This window comes from Serratia sp. JKS296, assembly GCF_900215445.1.
Lineage (GTDB): Bacteria > Pseudomonadota > Gammaproteobacteria > Enterobacterales > Enterobacteriaceae > Serratia > Serratia marcescens.
The window spans coordinates 4,571,680-4,584,476 of record NZ_OCMX01000001.1; the positions used below are offsets into that span (position 1 = coordinate 4,571,680).

Genomic DNA, 12,797 nt, shown 5'->3' on the forward strand with positions numbered 1-12,797 from the left:
AGTTTCAAAAATCTTTCAATGAAATCAGCGTTGAGTCACAAATCTATTTCACTTTTTTTGAAGGATGCCTTCAAAACACCCCGCTTTTTAATCGCCGGCAACGGACTAAAATTAACCATATCCGCCGCAGACAGCGCGACGAAAAAGATCCCAGGTTATTCAATGCAGATAAATGACTTTTTGCCGCAGCGACACTCGCTGTCAGGCCGTAACGGCAAAAAGTAAGAGAGGCACTATGAAACGCATTATTCTCGCGACGGCGCTGGCCGCCCTGTTCTCCGCCAATGTGATGGCCGCGACGGAGATCACCTCGCACCAGGCCGATCAACGCCAAAGCGTCGGCTTCGTCACCCTGAACCAGAATGTGGTTTCGCCGGACGACGCCAGCAGCCAGGTCAGTAAAATCGCCGACCAACGCGGCGCAAGCTCTTATCGCATCATCGCCCTGCACGAACCGGGCGACAACAGCACGATGCACGTCAGCGCCGAGCTGTACCGCTAAAGAGACGCGCCACGCCAGGGAAATCCCAGGGCTTCATCAGAAAGCCCGTTCAGTCCGCACCGGAGCGCCGCCCGTTGGGCGCTCCGCTTCCCCCGCCAATCAGAGCTTGAGCAACGCCGGCGCGTTGAGCGCCTTGCCCGGATTGTGCAACTGCAACGCCATCCGCAGATAGTGGGTGCGCATTTGCAGCAGATCGGCACTTTCCGCCAGGGTCGCCCGCTGTTCGAACGAGAGCGCTCCCGGCGCCGCAGTGTGAGTGGCCGCCGCTTTCGGCGCGAAAGAGAACAGTGCCGTCATGTTTTGCACCGTCTGCGCGGTAATGCGCGACAGCGGATGCACCTTGCCGTCGGCTGCCTCCAGCATCTCGCTGAAGGCCGCTGAGTTAAGCTCGGCGCGCGCTTTCATCGTTCCCGCCAGCCCGCGCGCTGTCTCGGCCGTATTGCTGATACCCTTTATCATGCTCTCCGCTCCTTGCCGCCCCTGAAAGAATTCACGCTGACATTCTCCTCCGCCATGCGTCAAACAATGACCGAAACAGCCTGCAGAGAGCACCGCAATTCCACGCATCGCGCCCGGAGGCGCATTACAATTCGCGGCGAAAGAAATCGGTGGTGGCGGACAGTGCCAGCGGCGTGATGCGGTGCTTCACCCCCGATTCGATGAGCGATGTCAAACGACCGTCCGCGCCTTGCCGCCGCAGTTCAGCAGCCAAACGCTGGCTGTCAGCCGCCGGCACCACGTCGTCCGTCTCGCCGTGCCACAGCAGCAGCGGCCGCCCGGCAATCGTCTCCAAATGCCCCTCCAGCTCATATTCCGCCAGCACGGCGGTGCGCGCCGCAAACGCCGCCGGCGAGAGTGCCTCGCCCTCTTCGTCCAACGGCGGATACAGCGTTTGCGCCAGCGAACGGTAATAACCTGAGCCCATCAGGCTGGCGGCCGCCCGGATCCACGGGAAGCGCGCGAAGGCGCCGAGCGCGGTCATGCCGCCCATTGAGGCGCCGGCGACGCCGATGCGTCCGTCGGCTATCAGGCCAAGCCGCTCAAAATGCGCCTTGATCTGCGGCAGTTCGTCGATATTGCTGCGCAGGATCTCCCAGAACGACGCCAGGCGCCGCGTCTCATCGCCGTCGAACCGCTCGCCGTGCCGATCGGCATCCGGCAGCACCGCCCGAAAACCGGCGCGCGCCAGCGCATAGGCGAAGTAGGCGTACACCTCTTTCGATGAGGTATAACCATGGCAGAAGAACACCGTCGGCAGCGGCCGATGATACTGCCCCGCCGGCACCGCATGGATCACCGCAATATCGCCCACCCGCTCGTCATGAATTTCAATCATCCGCTCATCCTCAACTCACCTGTTGGCATTCATCATGACAAACTTGCGCCAGCCAGCGTTAGCTCAATCTGTTCCAGCTTATATTGCGTTACACTGAAGCCATCGCACCGGCTCTTTCGAGGTTCCCATGACGTTTGTCCGCACACTCATCGCCCTGACGCTGGCCGCACAGCTTTCCGCCTGCGGCATCATGACCACCACGCCGAAACCGCCGCCGCCGCCCACCGCACAGGCGCAGGAGATCGTCCGCGCGCAGACCGCCAAACTGGTGAAAATCGGCACCGTCACCGCCGTAGTGCGCGGCAGCCCGATGGACGTGGAAGCGGAGATCCAGCGCAAGGCCACCGCCGCCGGCGCCCGTTATTACGTGATCATCATGAACAGCGAAACCGTCGTGCCGGGCCAATGGTATTCCCAGGCGCTCCTGTATCGTTAAGGCGGGGATTGTTTAAGCAGATTTACACTGGCTTTGCACTGGCTGAAGAAGGGTGTTGCACACTGAGGGACAGCATGCCGCATGTTGCGGGTGTCGATTCAGGATCTGACGAAGGGGAACGCCATGAAACGCTCCACCGCACTCACCTCCCTCCTGCTTTCCATGGGATTGCTCAGCACCGGCGCACAGTCCGCCGAGCTGGCGCCCGCCGATCGCGTGACGCCGCTCAGTGAAATCGCCGAGATCACCTTCAGCGATCTGCCCGGCTCGCCGCAGGAAGCAGAACTGGCCATCGCCCGCACCGCCGACCAACACGGCGCCAGCTATTACCGCATCCTGCGGATGGAAGAGCAGGCGCACCCGCTTGGCTGGCGCGCCTCCGCCATCTTATACCTTTAGTAGCTCATGCAAGCCGCATTCAACACGCCGCCGCTAACGGAGACGCCCCCCAGGAAAATCCCGGCGGCCAGGTGATTCGCTTCGATCTTTTCGCTGATGCGCGGCATGTAGATCTTCACGGCAGCGAACAGCAGCAGTTGCACCACCAGCGCCACTACGCCCCACAGCAGGTAATCCAGCAGGCTGATCGAGTTGATCGCCGCGCTGGCCAGCGGGATCACATACCCCAGGCAGGCGCCGATAAAAGCAAAGGCGGCGGATTGATTATCGGCCTTGATCAACGCCCATTCGTCGTGCGGGGTGATGCGAGTATAGACGAACAGAAACACCAAAATCATGGCGAAACCGCTGAAGAAGTAAGAGGCGAACGCCGCCAACGCGCTGAGAATATCCATGTGCATTTTCCTGTCAGAGTGAGGCTGAATTAAAAAGGTTTTCGCCGCCGCGCGCCACCCTTTTCCCTAACCGCCGATGGCGCGGTTCAGCAGCAGTTCGCACACCTCGGCCGACAGCAGGCTCTCGCCGCGATGATCCAGCGTCAGATGACACCAGGCATCGGCGATCTGCGGGCTGGCGTGCTGCAGCAGCTGTGCGGCGCAGCACAGGTCGAACAGCTGTTGAGTGAGCAGCCGCCCCATCTCCTCACTCGGTTGCCGGGCGCGCTGCTGCCACTGCCGCCAGGCGCGATCGAACAACCGATTCTGGCCGCGCACCGGCTGCAGCTCGAACTGCAGCATTTCAAGCGCGCCCGGCAATTTGTGCAGGCTGCGCAACACGTCCAGGCACATGATGTTGCCGGAACCTTCCCAGATGCTGTTCACCGGCATCTCGCGATACAGGCGCGGCAGTTCGCTCTCCTCACAGTAACCGATGCCGCCCAGCACCTCCATCGCCTCGGCGATGAACGGCATGCCCTGGCGGCAGATGCTGTATTTGGCCGCCGGGGTCAGCAGGCGGCTGTAGATCAGCTCGCCCTCATTGCTGCGGCTTTCCCAGGCGCGGGCCAGCCGGAACAGCAACGCGGTATGCCCTTCCAGCCGCAGCGCCATGCGCGCCAGAACCTGACGCATCAGCGGTTGTTCGATCAACAGCTTACCGAATGCCTGCCGCTGCAGCGCATGATACAGCGCCACCGACAGCCCGCGGCGCATCAGGCCGTGGCTGCCCAGCGAGCAGTCGAAACGGGTCAGGCCACCCATTTTCAGGATATGCCGCACGCCGTCGCCCTCATCGCCCAGCAGCCAGGCCGCGGCGTCCTGAAACTCCACCTCGCTGCTGGCGTTGGAGCGGTTGCCCAGTTTGTCTTTCAGCCGCTCCAGACGAATGGCGTTGCGGCTGCCGTCCGGCAAAATGCGCGGCAGGAAGAAGCAGGACAGCCCGCCTTCGGCCTGCGCCAGTACCAGGTGCGCATCGCTCTGCGGCACCGAGAAGAACCACTTGTGCCCCACCAGCCGGTAGGCTTCGCCCGGCCCACGCGCGCCGAGCGGCGCGGCGGTGGTGGTATTGCTCAAGACATCGGAGCCGCCCTGCTTCTCTGTCATACCCATGCCGATCAGCAGACCGCGCTTTTGCCCGCCAGGCAGCAGGTGAGCGTCATAACGATCCGACAGCAACGGGGTCAGCCAGGAACGGAATTCCGCCGGTAACGCCTGCAGCAACAGCGGCGTGGCGCCGAAGGTCATGGTCACCGGGCACAGCGTGCCGGCCTCGACCTGCGCATGCAGCATAAAGCGCGCGGCGCGCGCCACGAAGGAACCGATGCGCGCATCCTCCTGCCAGGGCAGGTTGTGCACCCGATTGGCGATCAGCCCCTGCATCAGAATATGCCAGGCAGGGTGAAAGCGAACGTCGTCCAACCGCTGGCCGGTGGCGTCATAGCGCAGCAGCTCCGGCGGGTTGGCGTTGGCCAGGCGCCCCAGCTCCAGCGACTCTTGCGTGCCGAGCTGCTGGCCCAGCGAAGCCAATACCTCGGCGTCCCAACCGCCTTGCTCGCGCTGCAACGCTTCGCGCAGCGGCGTATCGGAGAGAAACAGGTTGCTGTTGCCCAGCGGCTTGGGTTGGTTAAAAACGGTGTGCGTAGTCCAGACCATGAGAGTGCTCCCTGAAAAAAGCGTCAGGGATAAGTATGGTCGGCGCAGAGATTTCTGCCGCAGGCGGGATCACAAGAGAGGGAATTAACGGGGGCAGAGCGCCCCCGTCAGGAGAATCAGCCGCGCTGACGCACCGCTTCGAACAGGCAGATGCCGGTGGCGACCGACACGTTCAGCGAAGAGACGGTGCCGGCCATCGGGATGCTGATCAGCTCGTCGCAGTGTTCGCGGGTCAGGCGACGCATGCCTTCGCCTTCCGCGCCCATCACCAGCGCCATCGGGCCGGTCATTTTGCTTTGATACAGCGTATGGTCGGCTTCGCCAGCGGTGCCCACCACCCAGACGTTCATCTCTTGCAGCAGACGCAGCGTGCGCGCCAGGTTGGTCACGCGGATCAACGGCACGTTTTCGGCGGCGCCGCAGGCCACTTTCTTGGCGGTGGCGTTCAACTGGGCGGAACGGTCACGGGGCACGATCACCGCGTGCACGCCGGCCGCGTCGGCGCTGCGCAGGCAGGCGCCGAGGTTGTGCGGGTCGGTCACGCCGTCCAGCACCAGCAGGAACGGCGTCTCCACGCTTTCCAGCAGGCCCGGCAGATCGTTCTCCTGATACTGGCGCCCTTCGCGCACCCGGGCGATGATCCCCTGGTGCACCGCGCCTTCAACCTTGTCATCCAGCCATTGACGGTTCGCCACCTGGATCACGATGCCGGTCGCTTCCAGCTCGGCGATCAGCGGTTGCAGACGGCGATCTTCGCGGCCTTTCAGAATAAACACTTCCAGGAAGCGTTGCGGGTCGCGCTCTAACAGGGCTTTGACGGCATGGATGCCGTAAATAATTTCGCTCATGATGCTCTTTTAAATTCGTGCGGCCGGCGATAACCGGCCGATGATAACGATGTGCGGCAGGTTAGGCCTGCTCGGCACCTTTCTTCTTGGCTGCGCGCTTGGCTTTGGTCGCCGCCGCGATTTTCCGCGTTTTGTCGGACGCTTTCTTGGCTTTCTTCTTCGCCTTCTTCACGTTGTCCGCGGGCTTGGCGTCATCCTGCTTGCGGAAGGCGCTGTCCGGCTCGAAGTTGGCCGGCGGTTTGCCGCCGCGGCGCTTGCCGCGCCCCGCGCTACCGTTGTCGCGCAGCGTGCGCTGGCCGCCCTTCTTGGCGCGATCGCGTTCGGTTTTGCCTTCACCGCGCGCTTTGCGGGTGCTGGATACCAGTGCGAAATCGATCTTGCGCTCGTCCATGTGCACCGCGTCCACGCGGATCTCCACCGTATCCCCCAGGCGATAGACCGTGCCGGAAGATTCTCCGATCAGGCGCTGGCCGATATTATCGTAGCGATAGTAATCATTATCCAGCGTTGATACGTGCACCAGCCCGTCGATGAACAGATCGTTCAGGCGCACGAAGAAGCCGAAGCCGGTCACGCTGGAGATGATGCCGCTGAACACTTCACCGACGTGATCCTGCATGAAGTCGCACTTCAGCCAGTCGGCGACGTTGCGCGTCGCTTCGTCCGCGCGGCGCTCGGTCATCGAGCAGTGTTCGCCCAGCTGCAGCATCTCTTCGAATTCGCTGTGCCAGCCGCCGGTCGGCGTCCAGCGCTCTTTCTGCTCGCCGTGTTCTTTGGCCAACTGATATTTGATCGCGCGGTGCAGCGCCAGATCCGGATAACGGCGGATCGGCGAGGTGAAGTGGCCATAAGACGCCAGCGCCAGGCCGAAGTGGCCGCGGTTTTCCGGATCGTAAATCGCCTGTTTCATCGAACGCAGCAACATGGTTTGCAGCATTTCGTGGTCAGGGCGCTCGGACACTTCATCCATCAGCACCGCATAGTCCTTCGGCTGCGGCTTGTTGCCGCCGCCCAACGTCAGCCCCAGCTCGCTCAGCACGCTGCGCAGCGCGGAGATGTGGTCGTCGCTCGGACGATCGTGCACGCGGTAAAGCGCCGGCTCGTTGCGTTTCTCGACGAAGCGCGCGGCCGCCACGTTGGCCATGATCATGCACTCTTCGATCAGCTTGTGGGCGTCATTGCGCACCGTCGGCTCCACGCGCTCGATGCGACGCTCGGCGTTGAAGATGAATTTGGCTTCTTCGGTTTCGAACGCGATGCCGCCGCGCTCGGCGCGCGCCTTATCCAGCACCTTGTACATGGCGTGCAGCTCTTCCAGGTGCTTGACCAGCGGATGGTAATGCTCGCGCAGCTCCTTATCGCCCTGCAAAATGTGCCACACCTTGTTGTAGGTCAGGCGGGCGTGAGAGCTCATTACCGCCTCGTAGAACTTGGCCGTCGACAGGCGCCCCTGGGCGGAGATGGTCATTTCGCACACCATGCACAGACGATCGACCTGCGGGTTCAGGGAGCACAGCCCGTTGGACAGCACTTCCGGCAGCATCGGGATCACCTGCGACGGGAAGTACACCGAGTTGCCGCGGCTGCGCGCTTCATCGTCCAGCGCGGTGCGCGGGCGCACGTAGTAACTGACGTCGGCGATCGCCACCCACAGGCGCCAGCCGCCGCCGCGTTTTTTCTCGCAGTACACGGCGTCATCGAAGTCGCGCGCGTCTTCACCGTCGATAGTGACCAACGGCAGCTTGCGCAGATCGACGCGGCCCTTCTTGGCCGCTTCCGGCACCTGCTCGCTGAGATCGGCTACCTGTTTTTCCACCTGCGGCGGCCAGGTATGCGGGATCTCATGGGTGCGCAGCGCGATGTCCACCGCCATGCTGGTGCCCATCTTGTCGCCGAGGATCTCGACGATCTTGCCGACCGCCTTGGTGCGGCGGGTCGGGCGCTGAGTCAGCTCCACTACCACCATAAAGCCCATGCGCGCGCCGCTGACGCTGTCCGCCGGGATCAGAATATCGAAGCTCAGACGGCTGTCGTCCGGCACCACGAAGCCGGTACCGGCGTCCATGAAGAAGCGGCCGACAATCTGGCTGGTTTTCGGCACCAGCACGCGCACGATGCGCGCTTCGCGGCGCCCTTTGCGATCCGCGCCCAAGGCCTGCGCCAGCACCACGTCACCGTGGATCGCCATTTTCATCTGTTCGGCAGACAGGTACAGATCGTCTTTGCTGCCTTCAACGCGCAGGAAGCCGTAGCCGTCGCGGTGGCCGATCACCGTGCCGCGCAGCAGATCCAAACGTTCCGGCAGCGCGTAGCACTGGCGGCGGGTAAACACTAACTGGCCATCGCGCTCCATGGCGCGCAGGCGGCGGCGCAGCGCTTCCAGCTGTTCTTCGCCGCTGAGGCCCAATTCGTTGCCCAGTTCTTCGCGGCTGGCCGGCGTTTCTCTTTTCGCCAAATGGGCCAGGATATATTCACGGCTGGGGATAGGGGATTCGTATTTTTCTGCTTCTCGTTCCAGGAATGGATCTTGTGACATTGCGGTTCCTCCGTTGTCATCAGCAGGATGACGTTGAGCCTTGTCTTCTCAACGTCGTTTTATTCGACAAGCAATAGCTTGTAGAGCGGCGGATTGTCTTCGACCATGTCGGCCAACGTATGCTTATCCAGCTCTTCAAGGAAATTCTGTACGCCCTGGTGGAGCACCTGCTTCAAGCGGCAGGCAGGGGTAATGTGGCAAAACTCACTGCTGCAGTTAACCAGCGCGAGCGGCTCCAGCGCCCGCACCACGTCACCGAGGCGAATGCTCTCGGCCGGTTTGCCCAAACGTATACCGCCATGCTTGCCGCGCACCGCCGTGACAAAACCTACCCGGCTTAACTGATTGATGATCTTCACCATATGGTTGCGAGACACGCCATAAACCTCAGTCACTTCCGAGATGCTGGTCATCTTGTCCTGCGGCAACGAGGCCATGTAGATCAACGCCCGCAGGCCATAATCAGTAAAACTTGTTAACTGCACATCTTACCTCTGGGTATCACTTTACCCGTCTGATACGCCGCTTTTCGGCGCTATTCAAAAGATTACTCATTGGATAATAAACCAGCCGGAGAGTTCGTCGCTAATTATTTAGCGAATCCCGCGCCCTAAGGCGGGTTTATGAAAGGATTTTTTGACGTGAAACCGCAATCGGAGGGAGTCAGGATAAAAACAAACCGGGACGCGCCCGGTTTGTTTAATGCCGCAAAGCCTGATTATGCGTCGAACGGGTCGCGCAGGATCATGGTTTCGCTGCGATCCGGGCCGGTAGAGATGATGTCTACCGGTACGCCGGTCACTTCTTCGATGCGCTTGATGTAGTTCAGCGCAGCCTGAGGCAGCTTGCTGTGCTCTTTCACGCCAAAGGTGGTTTCGCTCCAGCCCGGCATGGTTTCGTAGATAGGCTCAATGCCTTCCCAGCCTTCAGCCGCCAGCGGAGTGGTGTCCACTTCGCGGCCGTCCGGCATGCGGTAGCCCACGCAGATCTTCACTTCTTTCAGGCCGTCCAGGACGTCCAGTTTGGTCAGGCAGAAGCCGGACAGGGAGTTAATCTGCACGGCGCGGCGCACCGCTACCGCGTCCAGCCAACCGGTACGACGACGACGGCCGGTGGTGGCGCCGAACTCGTTACCCTGCTTGCACAGGTATTCGCCGGTCTCATCGAACAGTTCAGTTGGGAACGGACCTGCACCCACGCGAGTGGAATAGGCTTTCACGATGCCCAGCACGTAATCCACATAACGCGGGCCGATGCCGGAACCGGTAGCCACGCCGCCGGCGGTGGTGTTGGAAGAGGTCACGTACGGATAAGTACCGTGGTCGATATCCAGCAGGGTACCCTGAGCGCCCTCGAACATGATCAGGTCGCCACGCTTGCGCGCGCCGTCCAGCAGTTCGGAAACGTCAACCACCATGGCGGTCAGGATGTCGGCGATAGACAGCACGTAGTCCAGCGTCGCCTGATAATCGACGGCGTCAACTTTGTAGTAGTTGACCAGCTGGAAGTTGTGGTAATCGACGATCTCTTTCAGCTTAACGGCGAAGGTTTCTTTGTTGAACAGGTCGCCGACGCGCAGGCCGCGACGAGCCACTTTATCTTCGTAAGCCGGGCCGATGCCGCGACCGGTGGTGCCGATCGCTTTCGCGCCGCGCGCTTTCTCACGCGCGTTATCCAACGCAACGTGGTAAGGCAGGATCAACGGGCAAGCTTCAGAGAGTAACAGACGTTCGCGTACCGGGATGCCACGCGCTTCGAGTTCACCCATTTCTTTCATCAACGCGTCCGGCGCCAGAACAACACCGTTGCCGATGATGCTGGTGACGTTTTCACGCAGAATACCTGAAGGAATTAAATGAAGGACGGTTTTTTCACCGTTGATTACCAGAGTGTGGCCAGCGTTATGGCCACCTTGGTAGCGCACAACATATTGAGCCCGTTCAGTCAGCAGGTCTACAACCTTGCCTTTACCTTCGTCACCCCATTGGGTGCCCAGTACGACGACGTTCTTACCCATTTTTCAAAATCACCGATTGCTTAAAAATGGATTCTACCACCGTAATTTTCGATTTTCAGCACTTTTAGCATACGATTGCATAAATTTTGGGCTAGACTTTAAAGACCCGTGCGGCCGCTCAACATGTAGTAGATCACGCAGCCCGCAACCACTATTCCACCGCCAAATCGCCGCAGCGTCGCGTCCGGCAACTGCGACATCGCCACAATCATTTTGCGCCAGGCCTGCGGAAACAGCATCGGCCCTAATCCTTCCAGTACCAGAACCAGCCCGAGCGCCAGCCAAATCGTTGAGTTCATGCATCCCCCAAAAACGAGAAAGGGCCCGCGTAAACGGGCCCTCGGTCAGATTGCCTGCCGCTTATTTGCGCAGGGTATCAGGCGACTTCATGTAGCGGAAGAAATCGCTGTCCGGGCTCAGTACCAGCACGTCCTGGTTGTCCTTGAAGCTGGCTTCATAGGCGCGCAGGCTGCGGATAAAGGCATAGAAATCCGGATCCTGGCTGAACGCGTTGGCGAACAGCTTGGCCGCTTCGGCATCGCCTTCACCGCGGGTGATACGCGCCTGACGCTCGGCTTCCGCCAGGGTACGGGTCACTTCGTAATCCGCGCTGGCGCGCAGCTTCTCGGCTTCTTCCTGGCCCTGCGAGCGCAGACGACGGGCTACCGCTTCACGCTCGGCGCGCATACGCTGGTAGATGGCGTCGGACACTTCGGCCGGCAGGTTGATCTGCTTGATACGCACGTCGATCACTTCGATGCCCAACGCCGCCATGCTGTTCGGGTTCACCTGCGGCTGTTTGCCGGTGGTTTCCCGCTCAACGCGCGCCGCCGCAGAGGCGATAGCGTCATCGGCTTCGGTGGTCGCCACCTCTTCGCCGTCACCCACGGTGCCGGTGTTCAGCGCGTCACGCACGTCAGACATCAGCTTGCCGCGCGAGTCGGTCACGATGTCTTTCACGTCCAGACGGCCAATTTCGGAACGCAGACGGTCGCTGAACTTGCGTTTCAGCAGCACTTCGGCCTGGGAGACGTCGCCGCCCCCGGTCGCCAGGTAGTAACGGCTGAAGTCGCTGATGCGCCACTTCAGATAGGAGTCGACGATCAGGTCTTTCTTCTCGCTGGTCACGAAGCGATCGGCCTGGTTGTCCATGGTCTGGATGCGCGCATCCAGGTTCTTCACGGTCTCAATGAACGGGATCTTGAGGTGTAGACCCGGCGCATACACCAGCGGCTTGTTTTCGCCGTCGCGCAGAACCTTGCCGAAGCGCAGCACGATGCCGCGCTGGCCTTCCTGCACCACGAACAGCGAAGCGTACAGCACCACCAGCACCGCGAGGACAATAACTACAAAAGACTTACGCATTGATTACTCTCTCCCTACGCGAGTGGTGTCGTCACGCTGCGCATTCGCCCGGCGCTGATCCATAACCGATCCGCCGCTGGTGCGCGGAGTGCTGCTGTTGGCAGCCGGCGCAGGATTCGGATTGAGGCGAATCAGGCTGGTATCCTTGTTGCCGCTCTCCGTCGCCGCGCCTTGGCCGCGCAGCATCTGATCCAGCGGCAGCACCATCAGGTTGTTGCCTTTGTCGCTCACCAACACCTTACGGGTATGGCCCAGCACTTTTTCCATGGTTTCGATATACAGACGCTCGCGGGTGATCTGCGGTGCGGACTTGTATTCCGGCAACAGCTTGGCAAAGCGCGCCACCTCACCCTGAGCTTCCAGGACGGTGCGGTCCTTATAAGCCTTGGAGTCTTCCAGCAGACGCTGCGCCTGGCCGTTCGCACGCGGCTGAACTTCGTTGGCGTAAGCTTCCGCTTCACGGATGTATTGCTGCTCGTTCTCACGCGCGGCGATCGCATCGTCGAACGACGCCTTCACCTCTTCCGGCGGACGCGCCGCCTGGAAGTTGACGTCCAGCAGCGTGATGCCCATGTTGTAAGGACGGATGGTCTCTTCCAGCATGCGCTGCGTATCGTTACGCACCACGGTACGGCCTTCAGTCAGGATGCGATCCATCGAGTACTTGCCGATCACGCCGCGCAGGGCGCTGTCGGTCGCCTGGCTCAGGCTGTCGTCGGCATTGACGACGCTGAACAGGTACGCTTCCGGGTTGGTCACGCGGTACTGCACGTTCATTTCCACGCGCACCACGTTTTCATCGGAGGTCAGCATCACGCCGGACGCCGCCAATTCGCGCACGGATTCCACGTTCACCGGACGCACGTCGTCGATGAAGGTCGGCTTCCAGTTCAGGCCCGGCTGCACCAGATGGCTGAACTTGCCGAAACGCGTCACGACGCCGCGCTCGGCTTCCTTGATGGTGTAGAAGCCGCTGGCGGCCCAGATCACCACCACGGCGACCGCCGCGATACCGATAATGCGGCCGCTGAAGCCCGGGCCAGAGGTGCCGGTGCCGCCGCTATTGCTGTTGGAGCCTTTGCCCCCGCCGAAACCGCTCAATTTCTTGCTCAGTTTGCGGAAGATATCGTCCAAATCAGGTGGCCCTTGATCACGACCGCCTTTGTTGTTACCGCCAGAGTTGCCGCCATTATTATTGCTGCTCCCCCACGGGTCGCGGTCCTGTCCGTTATTACCGGGCTGATTCCACGCCATGTTTTAGCTCCATA

General features: G+C 61.1%; 14 protein-coding genes. 3 read left to right on the top strand and 11 right to left on the bottom strand.

Annotation, left to right across the window (positions count from 1 at the left end; genetic code table 11):
- Positions 1-235: 235 nt before the first annotated feature.
- Positions 236-502, top strand: coding sequence for a DUF1471 domain-containing protein (locus CRO23_RS21930; protein WP_004933636.1), 267 nt, complete (start codon positions 236-238; stop codon positions 500-502).
- 99 nt (positions 503-601) lie between these two features.
- On the opposite strand, the gene CRO23_RS21935 is transcribed toward CRO23_RS21930, so the two are convergent.
- Together CRO23_RS21935 and yjfP are read right to left on the bottom strand one after the other, a co-directional pair.
- Complete coding sequence (locus CRO23_RS21935; protein WP_097102921.1) at positions 602-961, bottom strand: hypothetical protein; 360 nt, start codon at positions 959-961, stop codon at positions 602-604.
- Positions 962-1,085: 124 nt separating this feature from the next.
- A complete protein-coding gene (gene yjfP, locus CRO23_RS21940) occupies positions 1,086-1,838 on the bottom strand; it encodes an esterase (protein WP_097102922.1) in 753 nt (250 codons plus the stop codon).
- Positions 1,839-1,965: 127 nt separating this feature from the next.
- On the opposite strand from yjfP, the gene bsmA reads away from it, so the two are divergent.
- Together bsmA and CRO23_RS21950 are read left to right on the top strand one after the other, a co-directional pair.
- Positions 1,966-2,274 (top strand): biofilm peroxide resistance protein BsmA, encoded by a 309-nt coding sequence (bsmA, locus tag CRO23_RS21945; protein ID WP_016929352.1) that lies wholly within the window; start codon positions 1,966-1,968, stop codon positions 2,272-2,274.
- A 123-nt stretch (positions 2,275-2,397) separates the two neighbouring features.
- A complete protein-coding gene (locus CRO23_RS21950; RefSeq protein WP_028127568.1) occupies positions 2,398-2,673 on the top strand; it encodes a DUF1471 domain-containing protein in 276 nt (91 codons plus the stop codon).
- Here CRO23_RS21950 and CRO23_RS21955 read toward each other — a convergent pair.
- The 9 genes from CRO23_RS21955 to hflK form a co-directional block, all read right to left on the bottom strand.
- Positions 2,670-3,068 (bottom strand): DUF350 domain-containing protein, encoded by a 399-nt coding sequence (locus CRO23_RS21955; RefSeq protein WP_016929354.1) that lies wholly within the window; start codon positions 3,066-3,068, stop codon positions 2,670-2,672. The two genes, CRO23_RS21950 and CRO23_RS21955, sit on opposite strands and share 4 nt — an antisense overlap.
- Before the next feature lie 66 nt (positions 3,069-3,134).
- Positions 3,135-4,763 (bottom strand): isovaleryl-CoA dehydrogenase, encoded by a 1,629-nt coding sequence (locus tag CRO23_RS21960; protein WP_016929355.1) that lies wholly within the window; start codon positions 4,761-4,763, stop codon positions 3,135-3,137.
- A 116-nt stretch (positions 4,764-4,879) separates the two neighbouring features.
- Complete coding sequence (gene rlmB / locus CRO23_RS21965) at positions 4,880-5,611, bottom strand: 23S rRNA (guanosine(2251)-2'-O)-methyltransferase RlmB (protein WP_004933653.1); 732 nt, start codon at positions 5,609-5,611, stop codon at positions 4,880-4,882.
- 61 nt (positions 5,612-5,672) lie between these two features.
- Positions 5,673-8,147: a ribonuclease R gene (gene rnr, locus CRO23_RS21970; protein ID WP_097102924.1), complete on the bottom strand. Its 2,475-nt coding sequence runs from the start codon at positions 8,145-8,147 to the stop codon at positions 5,673-5,675.
- 59 nt (positions 8,148-8,206) lie between these two features.
- A complete protein-coding gene (gene nsrR, locus CRO23_RS21975) occupies positions 8,207-8,632 on the bottom strand; it encodes a nitric oxide-sensing transcriptional repressor NsrR (protein ID WP_004933660.1) in 426 nt (141 codons plus the stop codon).
- 233 nt (positions 8,633-8,865) lie between these two features.
- Positions 8,866-10,164, bottom strand: coding sequence for an adenylosuccinate synthase (locus CRO23_RS21980; protein WP_004933663.1), 1,299 nt, complete (start codon positions 10,162-10,164; stop codon positions 8,866-8,868).
- A gap of 98 nt (positions 10,165-10,262) precedes the next feature.
- Entirely contained in the window at positions 10,263-10,463 is a 201-nt protein-coding gene (locus CRO23_RS21985) for a DUF2065 domain-containing protein (RefSeq protein WP_004933666.1), read from the bottom strand.
- A gap of 61 nt (positions 10,464-10,524) precedes the next feature.
- The gene (gene hflC, locus CRO23_RS21990; RefSeq protein ID WP_004933669.1) at positions 10,525-11,529 is read right to left on the bottom strand and encodes a protease modulator HflC; all 1,005 of its coding nucleotides are present in this window, start codon (positions 11,527-11,529) and stop codon (positions 10,525-10,527) included.
- A gap of 3 nt (positions 11,530-11,532) precedes the next feature.
- Positions 11,533-12,783 (bottom strand): FtsH protease activity modulator HflK, encoded by a 1,251-nt coding sequence (hflK, locus tag CRO23_RS21995; protein ID WP_016929360.1) that lies wholly within the window; start codon positions 12,781-12,783, stop codon positions 11,533-11,535.
- Positions 12,784-12,797 lie beyond the last annotated feature (14 nt).

What these genes read in the sequence shown, in the direction of transcription:
- yjfP (WP_097102922.1), bottom strand. Translation starts at nt 1,838, where the DNA reads ATGATTGAAATTCATGACGAGCGGGTGGGCGATATTGCGGTGATCCAT.
- CRO23_RS21955 (WP_016929354.1), bottom strand. Translation starts at nt 3,068, where the DNA reads ATGGATATTCTCAGCGCGTTGGCGGCGTTCGCCTCTTACTTCTTCAGC.
- CRO23_RS21935 (WP_097102921.1), bottom strand. Translation starts at nt 961, where the DNA reads ATGATAAAGGGTATCAGCAATACGGCCGAGACAGCGCGCGGGCTGGCG.
- bsmA (WP_016929352.1), top strand. Translation starts at nt 1,966, where the DNA reads ATGACGTTTGTCCGCACACTCATCGCCCTGACGCTGGCCGCACAGCTT.
- CRO23_RS21980 (WP_004933663.1), bottom strand. Translation starts at nt 10,164, where the DNA reads ATGGGTAAGAACGTCGTCGTACTGGGCACCCAATGGGGTGACGAAGGT.
- CRO23_RS21930 (WP_004933636.1), top strand. Translation starts at nt 236, where the DNA reads ATGAAACGCATTATTCTCGCGACGGCGCTGGCCGCCCTGTTCTCCGCC.
- rnr (WP_097102924.1), bottom strand. Translation starts at nt 8,147, where the DNA reads ATGTCACAAGATCCATTCCTGGAACGAGAAGCAGAAAAATACGAATCC.
- hflK (WP_016929360.1), bottom strand. Translation starts at nt 12,783, where the DNA reads ATGGCGTGGAATCAGCCCGGTAATAACGGACAGGACCGCGACCCGTGG.
- CRO23_RS21960 (WP_016929355.1), bottom strand. Translation starts at nt 4,763, where the DNA reads ATGGTCTGGACTACGCACACCGTTTTTAACCAACCCAAGCCGCTGGGC.
- rlmB (WP_004933653.1), bottom strand. Translation starts at nt 5,611, where the DNA reads ATGAGCGAAATTATTTACGGCATCCATGCCGTCAAAGCCCTGTTAGAG.
- CRO23_RS21950 (WP_028127568.1), top strand. Translation starts at nt 2,398, where the DNA reads ATGAAACGCTCCACCGCACTCACCTCCCTCCTGCTTTCCATGGGATTG.
- CRO23_RS21985 (WP_004933666.1), bottom strand. Translation starts at nt 10,463, where the DNA reads ATGAACTCAACGATTTGGCTGGCGCTCGGGCTGGTTCTGGTACTGGAA.
- hflC (WP_004933669.1), bottom strand. Translation starts at nt 11,529, where the DNA reads ATGCGTAAGTCTTTTGTAGTTATTGTCCTCGCGGTGCTGGTGGTGCTG.